Origin of the sequence: Chryseolinea serpens (assembly GCF_900129725.1) — a bacterium.
In the GTDB taxonomy this organism is placed as follows: Bacteria; Bacteroidota; Bacteroidia; order Cytophagales; family Cyclobacteriaceae; genus Chryseolinea; species Chryseolinea serpens.
Genome location: NZ_FQWQ01000006.1, coordinates 403,188 through 423,075, shown reverse-complemented (window position 1 = coordinate 423,075; position 19,888 = coordinate 403,188). Strand labels below are relative to the sequence as shown.

The following is a 19,888-nucleotide window of genomic DNA, read 5'->3' as shown; positions in this document are numbered from 1 at the left end:
TGGTCCAGCCTGAATTCTTACAGGAGGCGATTGATCTGTGGTAAATGGTGATGAAAATGTTCGATCATAAAATCCAGCGCCTGCAACACATTCAGGCGGCCGGCCACGGGGTGTTTGTAGACCAGTTTATAGAGGTCTTCATCCTTTATCTCCTCCAGGAATTTTCGGAGTTTCCCGCGTTCGGCGTTCCAACGTTGAGCCAGGTCGGCCAGTGGCTCGCTGGTTGGCGTGTGTTCCACCAGGTAGCCGGGGGCTTTGAATTTAAAGGGGAAGCGTTGCGACAGCTTTAACACCCACATTTTAACTTCCTCCACCATCCCTGAATTTCGCAAGCCGGATATCCCTTGCGACTTCTTTTTCATATACAGCAACGACAAACGCTCGGAGGTGATGAGGTGTGCCGCGATATAACTTATCGGCCATTTGCCTGGCGGGCTTGTGTTCAATTGCGTTTCGGAAAGGGCGGACAGCTTTTGTAAAAGCTTTTGCTGGTCCAGTGTAAGCCGGTCAAATCGTGTTTGAAGTTTTTTATTCATGACCGCTTTCGGTGAGGCCCTAAATTTAACAGAGATCGGCCAACGTCAGGCATTTGTGCGCATGATTTTTATCATTAGCTTTAATAAACCAATCCCTTTACCTCTATGAATACAAATTATGCTGGCTTCTGGCTGCGGTTCGTGGCTTACATTATCGATGGACTTATTTTGGGCTGCGTTCAATTCATTCTCGTCATGCCCGTGCTCGCCGTCTTTGGCGTCGGCATCGTTTCCCGGGCAAAAGAACTCGAATCGGGCGATGAAGCCGCCGCGTTGAGTTTCGTCGCCACCTTCATGGCCTTTTTTGTGTTGTATCAAATCGTTTTCTGGATCCTGCAAATCCTCTATCATTCGTTCATGGAATCTTCCAAATTTCAAGGGTCCGTTGGCAAGCTGGCGTTGGGCATAAAGGTGACCGACATGGACGGCAACAAAGTAGAGTTTGGAAAAGCCATCGTGAGGAACCTGAGCAAGATCGTATCGTATTATATTGCCTTGATCGGTTACATCATGGCCGCTTTCACAGACAAAAAGCAAGCGCTTCACGACATGATCGCCAGTGCACTGGTCGTAAGAAAATAGACTTTAATCTGCTTTAAGAAAATAGCCGGGGCGAATGTTCCGGCTTTTTTTATATCAGGAATTTCAACTTCCGCGGCAGCATCTCCACGCTGGCCGGCAGCCATCCCAAAAGTTCGCCGTCTGCCTCGATCGGGCATTCTGTTGCCGACGTCATGGCTATACGCCGCACCTGCCGGTAGGTCACCTCGGGGTGTTCCACTTTCTTTCCCTGTTTCAGCGTGCTGGAGTGGCGGAGAAAATCGAACAAGGAAACCTTGCCGTAGACCACCGCCTCAAAAATGCCATCGTCGGGTATGGCATGCGGCGCTATGCAGAGGCCGTGTCCAAGATATTTGCTGTTGGCAATCGCCAACGTGCGCAGTTTGCCTTGCCAATGCCACTGGTCGGCGACCAGTTTCACCTCCACGGCACTGTGGGTGAAAAAAGTGGCTACTATGGCCTGAAAATAGGACATGCCCAAACCAAAAATCCGGTCGCTCGCCAGCACCTTCCGCACCACTTCTGGTCCCATGCCCAACTCGGCAATGTTTACAAAATATTGTTGTGCCTCGTTTCCTTCCTTCGTGGTGAACCGCACGATGCCCGCATCGATATTGGTGGGCTTAAAATTTTTTATAAGCTGTGTCAGCTCTGCGGGTTCGGCTTTTATTTCCATGCCCCGCGCAAAGTCGTTCCCTATTCCGATGGGGATGACCCCGATGGCTGGCAAATTCGATGCATCTTCCCTTCCCTGAAGTACCCCGTTGACAACCTGGTTCAGGGTGCCGTCGCCCCCGGCAGCAAAAATAATGTCGAAGCGTTTGTCTACTGCTTTTGAGGCAAGGGCCACCGCGTCGTTGGCGGAACGGGTTTCAAAAACCTGCGGCGGGCTGACAATGGCAATGGCTGGAAAATAATTTCGGTAGAAATTATCTTTCTCCAATGAGATCCCGTTGAGCACAACTGCGACTTTCACTTGCAATTTTTCTTGATCGCGGTTTTTGCATCGGCCGAGCCGAGGTCTTCGGCCCGTTTAAAATCGAGGCATGCATCATACTTGTTGTTCATGCTCAATTTTACCAATCCGCGTTGGTAGAAAGTTTCGGGGTCGTTGGGGTATAATTCGATGGACGCCGAGTAGTCCTCCATGGCGCCGGCATAGTCTTCTTTTTCGGTCTTGCTCAATGCCCGGTTGTCGAAATAGACGGGGTTTGTGGCATCCAGGGAGATCGCTTTGGTGTAGTCGGCAATGGCCCCGTCCTGGTCTTCGAGGCTGTATTTAGTGACGCCCCGCAGGTTATAGGTTTCAGGCTCGTCGGGGTTGAGTTGGATCGCTTTGGTGTAGTCGTCTACGGCGCCTTTAAAATCCTGCTTTGCCCCTTTGGCCAGCGCGCGGTTCTCGTACATCTGCGGGTCTTTGCTCTCCAGTTTTATGGCTTCGTCGTAGTCGGCAATGGCTTGATCGAGGTTGCCCACATTGTAATGTGCCACACCCCGGTAGTTGTAGAGGCTTGGGTCGGTTTTGTCCAGTTCGATCGCTTTGGTGTAGTCGTCGATGGCGCTCACAAATTCGCCGAGTTCGGCTTTGGCCACGCCGCGGTTAAAGTATTTGTCGGCATCCACGGGTCCCAGTTCCAGGGCTTTTGAAAAATCGAAATAGGCACCCTGCAAGTCTTCCACATTGTATTTTGCCAGGCCACGGTTGGTATAGGCATCCACGAGTTTGGGGTTGAATTTCAACGCCTTTCCAAAATCCAAAATGGCACCCTCATCGTCGCCCAGCGACATTTTGGCTTCACCCCGATTGTTGAGGGCTTCGGCATAGGTGGAATCTGTTTCCAGGGCAAAATTGTAGTCGCCAATGGCGCCATAAAAGTCTTCGAGCCCTGCCTTGGCCTGGCCGCGCAGGTTGAGGGCTGCTTTATTTTTCGGGTTGGCGTCGATGATCTTGGTCAGTTCCGTTTTGGCGCCGGCAAAATCGCTTGCCTGGAGCTTCTTTTTGGCCGATTCGAGCTGCGGGTCTTGCGCGCGCGCGGCGTAAAAAATAAGGAGTGCTAAAAAAATGAAGGCGAACTTTCTCATGTCGCAAGATTAGGATGAATCAACCCCCAAGATAAAAATAAATCCGGCGCCTCCTGCATCACACGGCGAAATCGGTGGCGCTATGTCTTAAATACGGTTTGGTCCGCCTGAAAAATTTTTATCCACGCTTTCGCGATTCCCGTTATCTTCAGGGCAACTTTTTTAGCATGAACATGAAAAAAATCTACATAGGCACCTTCGCCATCCTGAGCGCGATCGCGGGCTGTGCACAGGAAAGGCCACTGGACATGAAAATGGATTTTGAAGACTATGATCCGCCGTCGACACTGGTGGTCCCAGAGCACGTGCTAACGCGTGCCAAATATCCATTTGTCGATGTGCACAACCATCAGTTCAACATGCCCACGCAGGACCTCAATGCCCTGCTCCGGGAAATGGACATCCTCAACATGGCCGTCATGGTAAACCTGAGTGGCCGGGGCCGGGGCAGCACCGAACATTTAGATAAGTCGCTGGAGAACGTGAAGAAGACCAACCCCAAGCGGCTCATTGTTTTCACCAACATGGACTTTGCCGCGATCGACGATCCCGAATGGCAGGGTCGCATGCTCAAGCAACTGGAAGATGACGTGAAGAAAGGCGCCAACGGTTTGAAGATCTACAAAACCCTGGGACTGTTTGCTGTCGACAGCAAAGGCCGGCGCATCCACATCGACGACCCGCGCATCGATCCCATCTGGGACAAATGCGGTCAACTGGGCATCCCCGTGTTTATCCACAGCGCCGACCCCAGCCAATTCTGGCAACCCATCGACAAGAACAACGAGCGCTGGCTGGAATTGAAACTTCACCCGGGCAGAAGACACGACACGGACACTACGTCGTGGCAAACGGTCATTGACGAACAGCATCGCATGTTCAAAAAACATCCGAAGACAAAATTCATCAACGCGCACATGGGCTGGTATGCCAACGATCTGAAAACACTTGGCACGTTGCTGGATCAGATGCCCAACATGTATTGCGAACTCGGCGCCGTGATCGCCGAATTGGGCCGGCAGCCGCGTGCAGGCCGCGCGTTCCTGATCAAGTACCAGGACCGTGTCATGTTTGGCAAAGATTCGTGGGTGCCCGAAGAGTACGCGACGTATTTCCGCGTGCTGGAAACAGCCGATGACTATTTCCCTTATCACAAGCGCTATCACGCCTTCTGGAGGATGTATGGCCTTGATCTTCCCGACGACGTGTTGAAAAAGATCTATTACAAGAACGCCATAAAAGTAATTCCCAACATCGATGCCAGCTTGTTCCCGAAATAATTGGGGTTAAGAAAGTTTGTTATAAAAAAAACGCCGCCCTTTTGAGGCGGCGTTTTTTTTTATTTAGAAGAGTCTGTTTTGGCCTCCGGTTTCCATCCTCCGATGCGGAAGCCGATGCCGGTGGATAATTGAAACCAGCGGTATTCAAAATAAACACTGGTGGCTGCGGGCACAGCGACGCCGGCCTGGAAACAAAAAAACATATGGTTATCCATTAGGTTTACGCGGCCCATGAAAGCGGGCTCAATAAATACCCTTGGATCGCTGCCCAGATGAACGGGAGGGGTGGAAGTGGTGGCATCGCTTGAAAATTCCGTAAAATTCACAACCGAAATGCGCGGTATAATGGAGAAATGAAAAATCTTTTTGTTGTATCCAAAAGCAGGTTGAATAAAATAGCGCTCATACTTTCCAGTCGATCGTGCTGTTGTTGTTTGCCAAAATTCATAGTTGGCGTAGCTGGAGCCTTCCCCTCTACCGTAGCCGGCAAACACTTCGAAACACCAATTGCCGTCATTCTGGTAGTAGCCAAGGCCTCCTTCCAGCAGTTTATGTTTGTGATAGTCGTCGTTGTTATTCGGATTGTTGTTGTTGTCGTAACTGGTATGGTCGGCAAATGAAAAGTTGCCAATCACTCCGATGTGGTTGGTCACCGCAACGGCTGCTTGCGCGTCCAGGCCGTTACCAAATTGCACCGAACCTTGAAACTCTCCCGCTTTGCGGAACAACGGCGAGTTGCGCATGTTGGGCACATAGACCGGCGCACAAGCGCTTATGGCGATCGTTACTAAGATGAAGAGTAGAAGTTTTTGCATGCTATAAAACGTTTTGATTCTTGTAAATTTATGAAAAAGAAAACAAATGAATATTGATCCCGATATTGTCAACGCGCTCATCAAAAACCGCCGTTCCGTGTTCCAGGCGCAATATAGTGGCGCCCGCGTGAGCGATGCCATTGTTGAACAAATGCTTTACAACGCCAACTGGGCACCCACACACAAGTTCACCGAGCCCTGGCGCTTTGTGGTCTTCACCGGCCAGGGAATTCTGCAACTCGCAGTATTTCAGGCCGAGTTATACAAAAAGGTAACCACCTCCAGCGGGACTTTCAGCGAAGACAAATACCAGGGTCTGCTCTCCAAGCCCTTACTTTCATCGCACATCATTGCCATCGGCATGAAGCGCGACGAGAAGAAGGCCGTGCCCGAGATTGAAGAGGTCGGCGCGGTTTTTTGCGCGATCGAAAACATGTATCTCACGGCCACTGCCTATGGCGTCGGTGGGTATCTCAGCACGGGAGGTGTTACGTATTTTGAAGAAGCAAAAACATTCTTCGGTTGGGGCGAAGCCGATAAGCTGATCGGGTTCTTTCACGTGGGCATTCCCAAGGGACCACTTCCGGAAGGAAGGCGCAAACCCGTTGCGGAGAAAATAAAATGGGTGCACTAAAGATTTTTTTTCCGCAAAGGCACTGACGCGTAAAGACTTTGAGTCTCCGCGTCTTTGCGGTGAAAAACATGAAAGCTTCGCAACACCATCCAACTGCGTCTTTTGCTTTACATCTCGCAAAAAGCGTTGACCAAAGGAACACAACCGTTCTTCTGGCGCGGTTTTAGTACCTTCCAAAATTCAAACCAAAACTACGTTATGAAAAAATCAGGCTTGTTGTTCATGGGGCTTCTTTTGGCCCTTTCTTCCTTTGCGCAGGTGACGGGTAAAATGTTCCCCGACATGGAAGCAGAAACCGTGGAGGACAAAAAAGTCAAACTTCCGCAAGATGTAAAAGGAAAATACACATTACTGGGATTGGCGTATTCCAAAAAATCCGAAGACGAACTGAACTCCTGGTTCCAACCCGTGTTCGAAAAATTCATCCAAAAAAACAAAGGGCTTATGTCCAGTTTTGCCTATGATGTGAACGTCTATTTCGTCCCCATGTTCACCGGTGTGAATGCAGCGGCCACCGGCACGGCCAAGCGCAAAGCCATAAAAAATATCGATCCGCAACTCCTCCCCTATATTCTTTTTTATCGCGGTGAACTAAAACCTTACAAGGAAGCCCTCGACTTCGAAAAGAAAGACATTCCCTATTTCTTCGTGTTGGACGCCGACGGGAAAATTATACACGCAACCTCCGGAAAGTTTACGACCGCAAAAATGGACGACGTGGAAGCTGTGCTTGAGTAAGCTCTTTTAATAGTTCCTGATCTTCTTGACGACCCCTTGTTGGGTCGTCTTTTTTTTGTGTCGTGAAGAACGCTAAAGAAGGGCCGCGTTACGGATTCATCTTCTTCATGATCAGGGCCTTTTTAAAATAACCCTTCTTGATCAGCTTCATGAGTTTGTGGGCAGAGGGATTGATTTGGTAGAGTTTCTCACCTTTTATGACAACGGAATCGACGGTCGTTTCCTTGGTAAGATTCCTCAACAGCTGGTTGAAATTTTTTTCTTCAGTGTCCATTGAAAAATAGGCCAGGTCGCCGTTGGGTTGGCGTTTCACGATGCGCAAAAGCCACTCAGGATTTTCATTGATGCTCAAAAAGTAATACCCTTTGTAGTACTTCAACACCAAACTATCCCCTAGCGGACTTTCCTTGTGGTCGCTCACGACGCGGTAGCCACTGGCGGTGATGATCAGGGTGTCTTTTGAGGTTTCTTTGTCGTCCGAGAGCACATACATGCCGTGAAGCTCCGCGGGCACGGTCTTGAGGGTCGCCTTGCCAGACGGTTGAGGCTCTTTATACGAGATCTCCTTGCAGGAAAAGATCGTTACCAATAAGAAGCAAAGAAGGGCGAGCCGTTTCATAAACATTCCGAAGATAACAAACTGGCCTCACTTAATGAAGTCTCAGCGCATCTTCTATGTCCTTCAGCAAATCGTCTTTTTGATTCGAAATGAACTCTTTTTCGGGTTCGGCTAGTTGGATGCGCAAGGCCTTCAGGCCCGTGGCGCCCGGAAGCTCTTCCAATTCCAAGTCCTCCACCTCACCGGTTATCAGCTTTTTACCGGCCAGATAGTGGAAATAGCGGCGATACTCTTCCTCCACTTTTGCCTGGTTATACACAATGGCAATCTTGCCGGGTTGCGTGAGGCGCTCGCCGGTGTTTTTGATGTGTGCCTTGTCGATACGCTTCTTCACGATCTCATAGCGAATGTCGTAGGCACCGTCGACGTCGAATTGTTTTTCATCGGCGCGAAAACGGATGGAGATGGGTTGATCATACACCAACATCAATTGGGTGATGTCCAGGTGGTTTTTCAAGCGGGGCTTCAGGGCTTCCATTTTGCGATGGATCTCGACCATGGTGACCAATTGCCACAAATGAAAATTCTTCAGATAGAATGCATCAAATGGTTTTCCTTTTACCAGCGCACTGCCAACGTAGAGGGTGAACTCCACGCCGTCGGTCTTATACTTCTCGAAGTAGTGGGGGAACATTTCCTGTGCACTCACCTCCGCTTCGTCCAGGTGGTCGCCGATGGTTCGGTTGATGAGGGCCAGGTCTTCTTCAAAAGCTTTCCGTCGCTTATACACCACGCCAAATATAGGATCGAGGTGTGCACGGTAGCGCACGATGTGCTTCTTCAGTTCATCGTCTTCTTCAAAATGCTGGATCAGCGGGTGAATTTCTGTTTTCAGAAATTCGATCACATTGCTTTCGTCGCCGGAAGCGAGACCGCGATTTATTTTTTGTTGCTGCTCCTCGGTTTTGAAGATCACTTCTTCCACCAGGGGCAGCTTTTTCTGCTCATAAATTTTCTGTAATAGGTCTTTGGCCAGTTTCAAGTTTTGCTGAAAATCTTTTTGGATCGCGTTATTGCGCTCGATCGACGAGTTGCGCACGTCCGACAGGCCGAACAACGGATACACATCCTTGAAAACAATTTCCTCCATGATCGCTTTCTCGTCGTGACGGCGCTGGTTCATCAGCTTCACGCCGGCTTCGAAGAAACGCCATTGTACGCTGGGGTGAATGGCCGTGCACTCTTCCTGGATCAGCGCCCGAACTTCGGTGGACATTTCTTCTTTGACACGCTTCACGGCCGCGGTAAACATCGGCAACACGTTCTCCACTTTGTGGGCGCTTACCGGATTGAGTTTCCCGGGTGTAGAAGTGGCCAGCTCCAGCATGCCAATGGTTTCCCCTTCATCGATCAGGGGTGCAAGCAAAATGTTGTTTATGCCGTTGGCCAATAACGCTTCCTCTACCTTCGACGGGAACGGATATTCCTTCAGGTTCTCTACGGTTACATAACGTTTTTCGATCCAGCTCCTTTCATAGACCGAGCCGGTATAGTCATCGCAGGGGCGGTCGGAGGGGCGGTCGGCCAAACTCTTCCAACACTGCGACGAGCCGTTGTTGAGAATGATGTTGTTGCTGGCGTCCATGTAGGCAATGCCCAGCTTTATTTCTTCGATGCCGAAAAGTGAGCGCAATTTCTGTTGGATAGCCGAGAAGCTTTCCTCGCGCACCACGGCGTTCTTTTTCAGCAGATCGTATTTTATCGACGACAGCATTTCCTGCTCCGTCACATCGATCAGTCTCATTTCGATAAAGCCCTGGAATTCATAATCCTCCGGGCGGATGTATTGCAGCCACAGATCGACGTCGTAGATCTTTTCCATCAAAAATTTCAGCACATGTTTTTCGATGGGCTTGGGCGTGGTCGTGCAAATGATCTCGCAGAACTGGTGGCTGATCTCTACTTTATATACTCTGTCGAGATTGGTCTTTGGGTCGCGGAGCGTGAACAAAATGGGTTTGTCCATATCGAGTTTGCAGCCGTAGAATTTTTCCAGGATCAGCAAACAGGCTTTCACGGTCTTGCCCAGGGTCATATGATTGTCCGGGAAATTGGTGACCACCATTTCTTCGATGCGCTTCATGTCGAGCGTTCTGTCGAAGGCGCGCGTGCTGTAGATGGATTTGAATTGGAAAGGAAGAATGGCCGCGGCGCGTTCGGTGTCCTGGTTTGCCGGGGGCAACACCGCCGACATCAGAAAGTTTATAAATGTTCTGTGTTTTTCAACAATGGCAAAATCTTCGATGGGTCCCCGCAACTCCGGCGCATCATCCAGGTAGGCCATCATGTTCTTTGCAAAATCGGGCACGTTGCCTTGTGCAATGGTCTGCTCCCAATATTCGATGAGCAGCTTCAGGCTGAGCTTGGAGCGAAAGGGAAAGTTACCGGGGAGTGTAGAATGTTGCATAGGCGCTAAAAACAATATAATATAGTCGGTAAAACGATACTTTTGAAGTCTGAGTTCTCTTATAGATGACGTAAGTATTATAAATTTAGTCTGGGGTGGATCTTGCTTGCAGGAGCGCGGGCTTCCAACCTTTGCACAGGGGGCCGTGTCTATGACTATGAAAAACAGAATATGAAAACGTGCGGTAAGCTTTTGGGTATCATGTTATCGATTGTATTGGCGTCGTGCAGCATGTCGAATGACAATGGCAGCATTTTGGTGACGTCCTATAGCTACGACTTCGCCGTCTCGCAAAATGATTGGCAAGCCGATTTTTCGGACTTCCCAGCCGGTGCAGACGATTCTACATTTTATGAATTAAAATTTGCCTACACCGACCGGCCAGCCAGCGTGGGCAGTGGGAAATCCATCATGCTGTCGGGCAATAACCACAGCGATGACCTGTTCATGTTCATGAAGAAGAAAGTGACCGGTCTCTCCCCCAACACGGACTACACGGTCGTGTTTGACGTGGAACTGGCCTCAAACGCCCCCAAAGGATACAGTGGCGTAGGCGGTGCACCCGGTGAAAGTGTGTTTCTCAAGGCCGGCGCTTCGGGGATGGAACCCAAGAAGGTGATCGAAAGCAACCAGTATACCTTCAACCTCGACAAAGGAAATCAAAACAGTGCCGGTGTCATGTCCACCGTGCTGGGCAACATTGCTACCACCGAAAGTTCAACGGACTACGCACTCATTACCCGCACCAATGCGTCATCCAATGCCGCTCCGTTTATTGGCCGCAGCAATAGCAACGGTGAGATATGGTTGTTTGTGGGAACGGACTCTGGATTTGAAGGCATCACCACGGTATACTACACGAAGGTGAACATCGTTTTCAGCGCCGTTGTAAAATAAATTACGGCCTCTTCTTTTTGAGCGTCTTTTTGGCAGGCGATGATCCTATTTTGTTTGGCGTGGGTTTTTTCAAAGCCTTCTTCTTTTTCAACACACTCTTTTTTGCAGGAGTAGCCTTCTTTTTCGACGCAGGCACTTTTCCCAGACGAACATCGCCCTTCAGAATAAGACGGCAGGCGTGGCTTACTTCTTCCTCAAAATCCGGGGCGTCTTCGGGCAGGTTTTGCCAACCGCTTTCTTTTCCGCCGAACAAGCGAATGCTGCGCATCGCGGGAAGTTCTTTTCTGAGGCTCTCGTGATGTTCAAAGGTGGTGGCCAGCCAAACGCCATTGTCATGAACCAGGGTGTCCTTTTTGCGCAGCATCATCACGATCTTGTCTTTCACATAAATGGCATAGCCTCCAAACATTGGCCGCGTCACCGGGTCGGCCGGAAAGAGCTCGTCCAGCACAAAATCGAAGGGTAAGGTTTTTATTTTTTTCATGTGTTCGTTCGATCGCGCATTCCTGAAAATGGCCTGCGCACCCAAAAGATGGGGCCATATCAACCACTTTCAGCAAAAAACTTCAATTAAACCCAGTTTATCACGCACCGTTCATCCCTAACCGTGTTACCGGCAAATTTTTGTACGACACGCTTTAATTCGTTTGCAGGGCTGTTTAAACCGATTTTTTCGTTGTTTGAACGGCCAAATTTTATTGGGTTGTTTATACAACCATGCTGATAATCAAGTGGGTGTAAGTTTGGCTGACCTTTTCGACAAACTGCCGCGGGCAGTCGCCCTATTTTTGTCCGCCCTTAATTAAACAAAAAACTCCTTTATGTCCCTTAAGTTTACCTTGCCCCTCGCGGGCATGCTCCTGCTTGGCATGTCCGTTCCGTCCTATGCCCAGGAACAGGAACCCACAGACGAAGATCTGTATGAAATGTCGCTGGAGGATTTAATGAACGTCCCGATCAACTCGGCCTCCAAGAAAAACGAAACGTTGTTTGACGCTCCCCTTTCCAGTTATACCATCACCCGCGCCGACATCGACAAGGCCGGTTCCACCAGCATCATGGAAGCCTTGCGCCTGGCTCCCGGTGTGATCGTACGCGAGCAAACCAACGGTGTCTATGACATTCACATCCGTGGCTTTGATAACGTGCTGCGTCACAGTACCGAATACCAAAAATCAAACCTGGCTACGCTGGTGATGATCGACAATCGCCCGGTGTTCAACAACAACCTGGGAGGTACTTCCTGGGAAGCGTTGCCCGTAGACATCAACGACGTCGATCGCATCGAAGTCGTGCGGGGTCCTTCTTCGCCGTTGTTTGGTCCCAACGCCGTGACCGGTGTGATCAATATCATTACGAAACGCGCGAACAAGGATGCCAAGACCTATGCCAACGCCTCGGTTCAGGCGGCGACGCCTTCCACGTTCATTGCCAATGGTTCGTTTGGAAAAAAAGTAAGCGACAAATTCAATTACACGCTTTCGACCAACTATCAAAATCGCAAGCGCTTTGATGACCTGTACTACAATGATAACACACAGGAATTTGTTCCCATTCAAACGCTCACCAGCAATTTTGAAAAACAATATCCCCACCCGGATCGCGCCTTGAACAAATGGGGAGCAAATGCTTTCCTGAACTACAAGACCAGCGAGAAAGTGTCGTTCGACCTCAGCCTCGGTTTGCAGGAATCCGATGTTCAAAAGAATTTTATCGGGGGCAGCAACACGCCGTTCACGGTGAATACATCGCAAAGCCAGTACGCCAATCTCGCGGCGCATGTTTATGGCTTTCACGTGCGCGGTTCGGTCATCAACGGTACCGATAACCTGAACTATGGCACTTCTCCCGGCAAATACGATTATATCACCACCAATGCGGAGGCGGAGTATGAATTCAAGATTGGCAACGTGGCGACGATCGTTCCCGGGATCAACTACCAGAATGCAAACTACAACGACAAGGATTACTTCAATGCGCAAACCGGCGCTTACCTGAACGGCGAGACCGTGATCATCAACACCACTTCGGGTTACTTGCGCACCGACATCAAGCCGGTGAAAGACCTTCGTGTGATTGCCGCCGTTCGCGTCGACAAATTCTCTGTGCCTAACGATGCCTACCTGGCCTATGAATTCGCGGCGACCTATAACCTGAACGAAAACAACCTGATCCGTGCGGCTGTGACCCGGTCCAACAGCGGTTCTTTTATTGGCAATAACTATTTGAACATACAAGTACCGGTGCAAATCGCCCCCGGTGTAACGGTCAATGCCTCTCGCGTGGGGAACCAGGATGTTAATCTTTTCCGCATCAGCATGATCGAGTTGGGTTATCGCACACAGTTCTCGAAGACCCTGCAACTCGACATCGATGTGTTCCAGCAAAAAGCGGAGAACTTTGCGGCGATCATCACCACGAGTCCCCTCGCGTCGGCCTTCGCGAACGTGCCTACGACAGCAAAGCAAACGGGTGCCACGCTGTCGCTCAACTTTGTTCCTCATGCAAAATGGCAAATCAAACCCTTCGTCACCTATCAAAAGACAACAACAGAAGACTTGCCGGCCAGCTTCACCCCGACGACAACGTATAGCAACAGCGACCACAAGAGCACGCCTGCCCTGTATGGCGGGTATTTCGTGAACTTCAGGCCGAGCAACAAGTTCAATTTCAATTTGAATGGTTATTGCTTCTCGTCGCAGCGACAGTATAGCGGCGATAGTCCGTTAGACAACAGCGCGGTAGGAAACATCTCCGGTAAGGTGTTGGTGAACTTGAAGGCGGCTTACAACGTCACGCAGAAATTCAATGTGTTTGTGAACGGACGCAATGTGCTGAATAGCAACTCACGCGAATATTATGGTACCGATCAGATCGGTGCCGTGTATGCGTTGGGTGCGGCGTTCCATCTGAATTGATAGATTTTTTCCTAAACTAAGCCGAGGCTGCTCTTTACGGGGCAGCCTCTTTTTTTATGCGTTCTTGCCGGGGTTCGTTTTAGTTCGTGTGGGGGTTATCCCGGTTCAGTGCTTTCGGAATTCGGGATGTCTTGAACTGCGGGCGTAGGTTTTAAACAGCGTGTGCCTGCGACATGACGGTCTTCCGGGGCAGCTCTTCGAGGTGGTGTTGGCCATAGCGTTCTTTGTATTCTACCAAGAACATAAATGGAGAGTAGCCTTTGTTTTCTTTTTGTTGGTGCAAGCGCGCGGTGATGGCGTCGATCATTTGGGACGCAGCGGGAAATTCTTTGGGGAGAGCTTCGTGCAGTGCCGTGGTCACCTGGTGGGTGCGTTGTCTCAGTTCCAGGTCGGGCCAGTCGGTGTTGAAGATGCGGAAGATGAAGCGGCGTTCGTTGAAGTGGGGGATCACTTCGTGGAGCACGGCGCAGAGGCGGTCAAAGAATTCCGGGGTGTACATTTTCTTTTGGGTTAGGGTGATGCGTTGCTTTGGTGTGAAGTAACGATCCGCATGTGTCAGCCCTATGTCAGGAGGGAAAAGAAAATTTTATAGCCGCAAACTCGGGGGGAAACACACCTATCAATTGTTGATGCGGAGTTCGGCTTTCATGCCCCTGATTTGGTTGAGGAGGGCTTGTTGCCAGGTGATGTCGGCGTCCCATTTGGTGCCAAAGAAGGCGTTTCCGGAATCGATGTGTTTGAAGTAGAATTTGAAAATGGTGGTGTTGGAGGGGATGTTCTTGAGTTGCTGCGTTGTCTCGGGGTAAGTCACCGATACCAGGGCGCTTTCGGATTTGCTCATGTCATAGCCCAGCAGTTCTTTGGCCACGGCGCCACGGGTGTGAACCACGCAGAGCACGTAGAGAAGGCCTTGTTTGCGCAACTCTTTTTCCGTGAGATTGGGTTCGGCCATTTTAAATTTCAGGGGATAGTTGGCGGTGAAGATCGCTTCCAGTTCTTTGTCGATGGCTTCATCACCCGTTTTTTGTACAGCGAGGGGGTCGACTTTGAGATCGGGCGCGTAGAACTCATTTCGCTTGCCCAGGATAGGGTTTATGGCGAGGCCGGTCTCGGGTGTGTCGTTGATGAGGAGATTTTGTTTTTTCTGTTGGGTGGCTGCCGTCCGGTAAAGAGCTTTCATGGCCTCCAGCAACACGCTGTTGGACTCTGACCACGCGCCCTGGCCTGGATCGACCACATTTTCTTTTTCGTTGTAGGCCGTCACGGTGACCCGGTAGTTGGTTTCGTCGCGCTCCACAAACACGATGTTGGTCATTTCCCGTTTTGCGAAATAATCGGCAAAAGCTTTCGTGACGTCTTTGCTGGCCATGAGCATATCCAACTCAAAATAGGCGACGGCATCAACACCGGTGCGTTGCAGCATTTGTTGCACATCGAGAAGATTCTTTTCCGTCAGGGAATAATCGTAGAAAACAACGCTCCGGGTGCTCAGCAATTTTGCCGGTAAGCCCGCTTTCAGATTCAGTTGCTCGATCCATTCTTTTGGCGTCACCACACGTTGGGCGACAGCGGGCGCGGAAAGCAGGAAAATGATGAAGCTAAAAAAAAGTACTCGCGTGGGTCGATGCATGTTCAGTTGGCCGGTCAATATATTTTGAAACGAAAATACGGATTAATCTATTTTCACATACCGATAAAAAAACCGGCCTCATCCCATTTCAGCGGGTAAGTGGCCAGATCGCGGCAGGACGAGTCGCAGGCTTTGCCGTTGTCGAGGGCAAAACGGTAGTTGTGCCAGGGGCAGACGATCTCGCCCAGGTAGTTCACTTGTCCCTTGCTGAGCGATTCGCCGTTGTGGGTGCAGGCATCTTGAACGGCAAAGAATTTTTCACCATGTCGTGCCAGGCAAATGCGGCGGCCGTTCACCACCAGGAGACGCGGTTTATCTTCTTTCAATTGCTCCCGGGCAATGTCTTCCCCGGCAAATATTTTGATCCACTCCATACATTATCGGTTTGTCTGGTTGGCTTTAATCTCTATATTGTTTCCTTCGTTAATCATACAAAAACCTATGAAGAAAGTTTTTCTCTGCCTCACCGGCAGCCTCATCGTGTTTGCATCGATTGCACAGGTAAGCCCTAAGCTGCAAGCTAAAATAGATGAGCAAGCCAAACAACTTGAGCCCAAAGTTATTGAGTGGCGCCGCCACTTTCACCAATACCCGGAGCTGTCGGACCAGGAAGTGAAGACTGCCGCTTATGTAGCCGAGCACCTGAAGAAGCTGGGCATCGAAGTACAGACCGGCGTGGCCAAAACCGGCGTGGTGGGCCTGCTGAAGGGCGGCAAACCTGGGCCGGTCATTGCCTTGCGGGCAGACATGGATGCGCTCCCGGTCATCGAACGCAATAGCCTTCCCTTTGCCTCCAAAGAAAAGGCCATGCTCAACGGCACCGAAGTGGGCGTGATGCATGCCTGCGGACACGACACGCATGTGGCCATCCTCATGGCAGTGGCTGAGATCCTTGCTAAAAACAAAAATGATCTGAAGGGCACTATAAAATTTATTTTCCAACCGGCTGAAGAGGGTTCGTTACCCGGCCTAACAGGCGGCGCCAACCTGATGGTTCAGGAAGGTGTGCTGGAAAATCCGAAAGTGGATGTCGTGTTTGGCATGCACATTCAGTCGATCTCTCCGCTGGGAAGAATTACTTATCGCCCCGCCGGGATGATGGCGGCGTCGGATTGGTTTTATATCAACATCAAAGGCAGACAATCGCATGGTGCGGCACCCTGGATGGGCATCGATCCCATCGTGGTGGGTTCGCAAATTATTTTAGGTCTGCAAACCATCGTGAGCCGTCAAACCGAGTTGACGAAAGAAGCCGCGGTGATCACCGTTGGAAAATTTCAGGCGGGTGTTCGCGAGAACATCATTCCGGAAGAAGCCCAGTTGGCCGGCACCATCCGCACGCTGGATGAAGACATGCAGAAAAAGATCCACGAAAAAATTAAACTGACCGCCACCAAAATTGCCGAGAGTGCAGGCGCTACGGCAGAGGTGACGATCGAGAACAAAACACCGGTTACCTACAATGATATTCCGCTTACGGAAAGAATGGTGGCCAGCTTGCAGAAGGCAGCCGGTGCCGAAAATGTGGCGCGTATCAATGCCGTGACCGGCGCGGAAGACTTTGCCTTTTATCAAAAGAAAGTGCCCGGTTTCTTCTTCTTCGTTGGGGCTATGCCTCCGGACCAGGATCCCAGCAAAGTGCCCGCTCACCACACACCCGACTTCATGATCGACGAGCGCGGGATGCTCACCGGGTTAAAAGCGATGTTGGATGTTACTTTGGATTATATGTATATGCCCGCCAGCGTATCGTCCAAAAAATAAGTTGAATCGCTTCATGCAAGTCGGGCGCAAAATTCACTGCGCCCGACTTTGTTTTTTATGGGTATTGCTCAGGCGATTTTTGCAGCCTTCAAGTCCAGTTGATAGAATGTATCGCAGGCAAAGTGCCCCGTATTTCCCAGGGGACCGGGAATTTTTATAAAGCCATTCCGTTCATAGAGTTTCATGGCGCTCTTCATGGTGTTGAAGGTTTCCAGGTAGCAATACCGGAAGTTGGATCGCCCTGCGGCCAGCAAGCACGCTTCCAGCACCCGTTGCCCCAACCCAAGCCCGCGACCTGACGGAAGGAAATACATCTTCTTTAATTCGCAGATATTTTCCCCGCCACCGGCGAGGGGCGCGATGCCTCCTCCGCCAACAACGACCCCATCTACTTCACAAACAAAGTACGCTGTTCGCGGTTGCGAATAGGCGGCGGCCATGTCGTCCACCTCGTTGTCGTGGATGGCAAAGCCTGCGCCGCCGGCGCCAAACTCGGGCATGACCGTTCGTATAACAGAAGCCACGGCTTCGTTGTCTTTTGGGGTAATGGGGCGGATGATGACCTGTGACATTCCTGTAAAAATTAGACTTGAAAATATTCCTTTACAGTATCTTGTCAAAAATATTTTTCTTCATGTACCGCCTAACCTGCCTGACCTTGCTCCTCTGGAGTGCACTCTGCACGCATGCCCAATCCGTGCTGGACAAACTGACCGTTGAAAAAATAATGCGTGATCCCAAGTGGATCGGGGTATCGCCCAGCAACGTTTCCTGGTCGCCCGACAGCAAGACCGTTTACTTTAACTGGAACCCGGAAAACGCGATCGCCGACTCCCTGTATTCAGTAACCCTCCAAAACCCTAAGCCGGTGATGGTCCCCGCCAAGGCACAAATGACACTCCCCTCACGCAGTGGCATCTTCAACAAGGCGTATAGCCTTTATGCCTATGAAAAGAACGGCGATGTTTTCCTTTACACCGTGGCCACGGGCAAGGTCGCGCAAATCACCAACACCGTGCAGCGCGAATCGTCGCCCTCCTTTTCGGGTGATGAAAAAAAGATCGTGTTCAACGCCGGCACTAACCTTTTTAGCTGGACCATCGCCACCGGCGAATTTGCCCAGCTCACCGATTTCAAAGAAGGCAAGAAAAGCGTTCCATCCTATACCGATCAGGACAAGTGGTTGCACCAGGATCAACTGGCCTACTTTGATGTGTTGAGGGAACGCGATCGAAAACAACAGCTCACGCAAAAAAATCAAAAAGCCACCCAACCCAAACGGCCCAAAAAAATCTACCTCGAAGACAAGTCGGCAGATTTGTTGATGGTGAGTCCGGATGAAAAATTTATCACCTATCGCGTATCAAAAACATCCGGTCCCAAAGGCACGATCGTGCCGAGCTACGTTACGGTATCGGGTTTTACCGAAGAAATTTTCTCCCGTCCCAAAGTGGGTGCGCCGGTGAGCAGCAGCGAGTTTTATCTATACGATATCGCCCGCGATACGGCACTACTCGTGAAAATGGATGAGTTGCCAGGCATAGCGGACACGCTGGAGTACACAAAGGATTACCCGGTCAAAAAAACGTCCGATACGGATAAAAAAACCAAAGCCACACCGCGACCGGTTGCCGTCGGGAACGTGCTTTGGTCGCCCGAGGGTAAGTATTGCGTGGTCACCATAAACTCCGTCGATTTTAAGGATCGCTGGATTGCCTTGCTGGACCCTGCAACACAAAAGCTGACAACCCTCAGTCACCAGCATGATGAAGCCTGGATCAGCGGCAACGGCTTTGGCAACCTGGGCATGGGTTGGCTGGCCGATAACAAACAACTGTGGTACACCTCCGAGGAAACCGGGTTCCTTCACCTCTACACCGTCGATGTTGCCACCGGCACCAAAAAAGCAATCACCCAGGGTGCGTTCGAAGTACAACAAGTGTGGCTCTCCGCCGATAAGAAATTGTTTTATATCCTGACGAATGAAATACATCCCGGCGAAAAGCAGCTCTATCGCTTGCCCACAACCGGTGGAAAACCCGAGCGATTGACAACCCTCACCGGCTCGCACGAAGTTTTTCTTTCGCCCGACGAGAAGAACATTGCCTTCCGGTATTCTTATAGCAACAAACCGTGGGAGCTTTTTATCATGGAGAACAAACCGGGTGCAAAACCGCGGCAGATCACGCAGTCGCTCACCAGCGAGTTCAAATCCTATGCGTGGCGCGAACCTGAGTTGGTCACGGTCAAGGCGCGCGACACCAAGGATATTTATGCACGCCTGTACAAGCCCAAAAACCCCAATGGAGCGGCGGTCATCTTTGTGCATGGCGCGGGCTATCTTCAAAATGCTCACAAGTGGTGGAGTAGCTATTTCCGAGAATACATGTTCCACAATTTGCTGGCCGACATGGGCTACACCGTGCTGGATATGGACTACCGCGCCAGCGCCGGCTATGGACGCGATTGGCGAACGGGCATCTATCGCCACATGGGCGGAAAAGATCTGACCGACAATCTCGATGGCGCAAAGTTCCTCGTGGATCAACATCAGATCGATCCTAAACGCATCGGTATTTATGGTGGCTCCTACGGCGGTTTCATCACGCTCATGGCCATGTTCACCACGCCCGACACGTTCGCGGCCGGCGCAGCCTTGCGACCGGTTACCGACTGGGCGCACTACAATCATCCTTACACTGGCAGCATTCTCAACATCCCGCAAAGCGATAGCATCGCCTATGCAAAAAGTTCGCCGCTCTATCATGCACAAGGTCTGAAGGGCGCGTTGTTGATCTGCCACGGCATGGTTGATGTGAACGTTCACTTTCAGGATGCCGTGCGTTTGTCGCAGCGTCTTATTGAACTAGGAAAAGACAATTGGGAACTCGCCGTTTATCCCATGGAAGATCATGGGTTTGTAGAAGCCAGCAGCTGGACGGATGAGTACAAACGGATCCTGAAATTGTTCGAAGAAAATTTAAAGGCGAAGTAAGTACGTCTAACA

General features: G+C 50.6%; 19 protein-coding genes. 8 read left to right on the top strand and 11 right to left on the bottom strand.

Features of this window, described 5'->3' with window-relative positions; translation table 11 throughout:
- Window positions 1-17 precede the first annotated feature (17 nt).
- Window positions 18-536, bottom strand: coding sequence for a DinB family protein (locus BUB30_RS33245; RefSeq protein WP_073143155.1), 519 nt, complete (start codon window positions 534-536; stop codon window positions 18-20).
- A 105-nt stretch (window positions 537-641) separates the two neighbouring features.
- Here BUB30_RS33245 and BUB30_RS33240 point away from each other — a divergent pair, with 105 nt between their 5' ends.
- Window positions 642-1,118 (top strand): RDD family protein, encoded by a 477-nt coding sequence (locus tag BUB30_RS33240; protein WP_073143153.1) that lies wholly within the window; start codon window positions 642-644, stop codon window positions 1,116-1,118.
- A 49-nt stretch (window positions 1,119-1,167) separates the two neighbouring features.
- On the opposite strand, the gene BUB30_RS33235 is transcribed toward BUB30_RS33240, so the two are convergent.
- Both BUB30_RS33235 and BUB30_RS33230 read right to left on the bottom strand, forming a co-directional pair.
- A complete protein-coding gene (locus tag BUB30_RS33235) occupies window positions 1,168-2,073 on the bottom strand; it encodes a diacylglycerol/lipid kinase family protein (RefSeq protein WP_073143152.1) in 906 nt (301 codons plus the stop codon).
- The gene (locus tag BUB30_RS33230) at window positions 2,070-3,179 is read right to left on the bottom strand and encodes a tetratricopeptide repeat protein (protein ID WP_073143150.1); all 1,110 of its coding nucleotides are present in this window, start codon (window positions 3,177-3,179) and stop codon (window positions 2,070-2,072) included. The genes BUB30_RS33235 and BUB30_RS33230 overlap by 4 nt, the downstream gene beginning before the upstream one ends.
- Before the next feature lie 173 nt (window positions 3,180-3,352).
- On the opposite strand from BUB30_RS33230, the gene BUB30_RS33225 reads away from it, so the two are divergent.
- Window positions 3,353-4,459 carry an amidohydrolase family protein gene (locus tag BUB30_RS33225; RefSeq protein ID WP_073143479.1) on the top strand — a complete coding sequence of 369 codons (1,107 nt, stop codon included), beginning with the start codon at window positions 3,353-3,355 and terminating at the stop codon, window positions 4,457-4,459.
- Between the two features lie 59 nt (window positions 4,460-4,518).
- Here BUB30_RS33225 and BUB30_RS33220 read toward each other — a convergent pair whose 3' ends face one another.
- Entirely contained in the window at window positions 4,519-5,274 is a 756-nt protein-coding gene (locus BUB30_RS33220) for a hypothetical protein (RefSeq protein WP_073143148.1), read from the bottom strand.
- A gap of 46 nt (window positions 5,275-5,320) precedes the next feature.
- Between BUB30_RS33220 and BUB30_RS33215 the strand changes: the two genes are divergently transcribed.
- Window positions 5,321-5,908 carry a nitroreductase family protein gene (locus tag BUB30_RS33215; RefSeq protein WP_073143147.1) on the top strand — a complete coding sequence of 196 codons (588 nt, stop codon included), beginning with the start codon at window positions 5,321-5,323 and terminating at the stop codon, window positions 5,906-5,908.
- Window positions 5,909-6,106: 198 nt separating this feature from the next.
- Window positions 6,107-6,646: a TlpA family protein disulfide reductase gene (locus BUB30_RS33210; protein ID WP_073143477.1), complete on the top strand. Its 540-nt coding sequence runs from the start codon at window positions 6,107-6,109 to the stop codon at window positions 6,644-6,646.
- Window positions 6,647-6,734: 88 nt separating this feature from the next.
- Here the strand turns inward: BUB30_RS33210 and BUB30_RS33205 are convergent, their stop codons facing one another.
- Window positions 6,735-7,265, bottom strand: a complete 531-nt coding sequence (locus BUB30_RS33205) for a hypothetical protein (RefSeq protein WP_143165186.1) — start codon at window positions 7,263-7,265, stop codon at window positions 6,735-6,737.
- A 31-nt stretch (window positions 7,266-7,296) separates the two neighbouring features.
- Complete coding sequence (locus tag BUB30_RS33200) at window positions 7,297-9,672, bottom strand: GAF domain-containing protein (RefSeq protein ID WP_073143143.1); 2,376 nt, start codon at window positions 9,670-9,672, stop codon at window positions 7,297-7,299.
- Between the two features lie 201 nt (window positions 9,673-9,873).
- Here BUB30_RS33200 and BUB30_RS33195 point away from each other — a divergent pair, with 201 nt between their 5' ends.
- Window positions 9,874-10,569 (top strand): hypothetical protein, encoded by a 696-nt coding sequence (locus BUB30_RS33195; protein WP_143165185.1) that lies wholly within the window; start codon window positions 9,874-9,876, stop codon window positions 10,567-10,569.
- A 1-nt stretch (window position 10,570) separates the two neighbouring features.
- Here the strand turns inward: BUB30_RS33195 and BUB30_RS33190 are convergent, their stop codons facing one another.
- A complete protein-coding gene (locus BUB30_RS33190) occupies window positions 10,571-11,053 on the bottom strand; it encodes a TfoX/Sxy family protein (protein ID WP_143165184.1) in 483 nt (160 codons plus the stop codon).
- 337 nt (window positions 11,054-11,390) lie between these two features.
- On the opposite strand from BUB30_RS33190, the gene BUB30_RS33185 reads away from it, so the two are divergent.
- Entirely contained in the window at window positions 11,391-13,487 is a 2,097-nt protein-coding gene (locus tag BUB30_RS33185; RefSeq protein ID WP_073143139.1) for a TonB-dependent receptor plug domain-containing protein, read from the top strand.
- Window positions 13,488-13,638: 151 nt separating this feature from the next.
- Here BUB30_RS33185 and BUB30_RS33180 read toward each other — a convergent pair whose 3' ends face one another.
- The 3 genes from BUB30_RS33180 to BUB30_RS33170 form a co-directional block, all read right to left on the bottom strand.
- Window positions 13,639-13,986: a hypothetical protein gene (locus BUB30_RS33180; protein ID WP_073143138.1), complete on the bottom strand. Its 348-nt coding sequence runs from the start codon at window positions 13,984-13,986 to the stop codon at window positions 13,639-13,641.
- A 120-nt stretch (window positions 13,987-14,106) separates the two neighbouring features.
- A complete protein-coding gene (locus BUB30_RS33175) occupies window positions 14,107-15,117 on the bottom strand; it encodes a hypothetical protein (RefSeq protein ID WP_073143136.1) in 1,011 nt (336 codons plus the stop codon).
- A gap of 53 nt (window positions 15,118-15,170) precedes the next feature.
- The gene (locus BUB30_RS33170; RefSeq protein WP_073143134.1) at window positions 15,171-15,491 is read right to left on the bottom strand and encodes a Rieske (2Fe-2S) protein; all 321 of its coding nucleotides are present in this window, start codon (window positions 15,489-15,491) and stop codon (window positions 15,171-15,173) included.
- A gap of 67 nt (window positions 15,492-15,558) precedes the next feature.
- Here BUB30_RS33170 and BUB30_RS33165 point away from each other — a divergent pair, with 67 nt between their 5' ends.
- Entirely contained in the window at window positions 15,559-16,881 is a 1,323-nt protein-coding gene (locus BUB30_RS33165) for an amidohydrolase (RefSeq protein WP_073143133.1), read from the top strand.
- 68 nt (window positions 16,882-16,949) lie between these two features.
- Here BUB30_RS33165 and BUB30_RS33160 read toward each other — a convergent pair whose 3' ends face one another.
- A complete protein-coding gene (locus BUB30_RS33160; RefSeq protein WP_073143131.1) occupies window positions 16,950-17,453 on the bottom strand; it encodes a GNAT family N-acetyltransferase in 504 nt (167 codons plus the stop codon).
- Window positions 17,454-17,515: 62 nt separating this feature from the next.
- On the opposite strand from BUB30_RS33160, the gene BUB30_RS33155 reads away from it, so the two are divergent.
- Window positions 17,516-19,876 (top strand): prolyl oligopeptidase family serine peptidase, encoded by a 2,361-nt coding sequence (locus BUB30_RS33155; RefSeq protein WP_073143129.1) that lies wholly within the window; start codon window positions 17,516-17,518, stop codon window positions 19,874-19,876.
- Window positions 19,877-19,888: the final 12 nt, after the last annotated feature.

Bases quoted from the DNA above. Each gene is read 5' to 3' on its own strand.
- BUB30_RS33195 (WP_143165185.1), top strand. From the start codon at position 9,874: ATGTTATCGATTGTATTGGCGTCGTGCAGCATGTCGAATGACAATGGC.
- BUB30_RS33180 (WP_073143138.1), bottom strand. From the start codon at position 13,986: ATGTACACCCCGGAATTCTTTGACCGCCTCTGCGCCGTGCTCCACGAA.
- BUB30_RS33210 (WP_073143477.1), top strand. From the start codon at position 6,107: ATGAAAAAATCAGGCTTGTTGTTCATGGGGCTTCTTTTGGCCCTTTCT.
- BUB30_RS33165 (WP_073143133.1), top strand. From the start codon at position 15,559: ATGAAGAAAGTTTTTCTCTGCCTCACCGGCAGCCTCATCGTGTTTGCA.
- BUB30_RS33220 (WP_073143148.1), bottom strand. From the start codon at position 5,274: ATGCAAAAACTTCTACTCTTCATCTTAGTAACGATCGCCATAAGCGCT.
- BUB30_RS33160 (WP_073143131.1), bottom strand. From the start codon at position 17,453: ATGTCACAGGTCATCATCCGCCCCATTACCCCAAAAGACAACGAAGCC.
- BUB30_RS33245 (WP_073143155.1), bottom strand. From the start codon at position 536: ATGAATAAAAAACTTCAAACACGATTTGACCGGCTTACACTGGACCAG.
- BUB30_RS33175 (WP_073143136.1), bottom strand. From the start codon at position 15,117: ATGCATCGACCCACGCGAGTACTTTTTTTTAGCTTCATCATTTTCCTG.
- BUB30_RS33170 (WP_073143134.1), bottom strand. From the start codon at position 15,491: ATGGAGTGGATCAAAATATTTGCCGGGGAAGACATTGCCCGGGAGCAA.
- BUB30_RS33200 (WP_073143143.1), bottom strand. From the start codon at position 9,672: ATGCAACATTCTACACTCCCCGGTAACTTTCCCTTTCGCTCCAAGCTC.
- BUB30_RS33190 (WP_143165184.1), bottom strand. From the start codon at position 11,053: ATGAAAAAAATAAAAACCTTACCCTTCGATTTTGTGCTGGACGAGCTC.
- BUB30_RS33230 (WP_073143150.1), bottom strand. From the start codon at position 3,179: ATGAGAAAGTTCGCCTTCATTTTTTTAGCACTCCTTATTTTTTACGCC.
- BUB30_RS33185 (WP_073143139.1), top strand. From the start codon at position 11,391: ATGTCCCTTAAGTTTACCTTGCCCCTCGCGGGCATGCTCCTGCTTGGC.
- BUB30_RS33225 (WP_073143479.1), top strand. From the start codon at position 3,353: ATGAAAAAAATCTACATAGGCACCTTCGCCATCCTGAGCGCGATCGCG.
- BUB30_RS33155 (WP_073143129.1), top strand. From the start codon at position 17,516: ATGTACCGCCTAACCTGCCTGACCTTGCTCCTCTGGAGTGCACTCTGC.
- BUB30_RS33215 (WP_073143147.1), top strand. From the start codon at position 5,321: ATGAATATTGATCCCGATATTGTCAACGCGCTCATCAAAAACCGCCGT.
- BUB30_RS33240 (WP_073143153.1), top strand. From the start codon at position 642: ATGAATACAAATTATGCTGGCTTCTGGCTGCGGTTCGTGGCTTACATT.
- BUB30_RS33205 (WP_143165186.1), bottom strand. From the start codon at position 7,265: ATGAAACGGCTCGCCCTTCTTTGCTTCTTATTGGTAACGATCTTTTCC.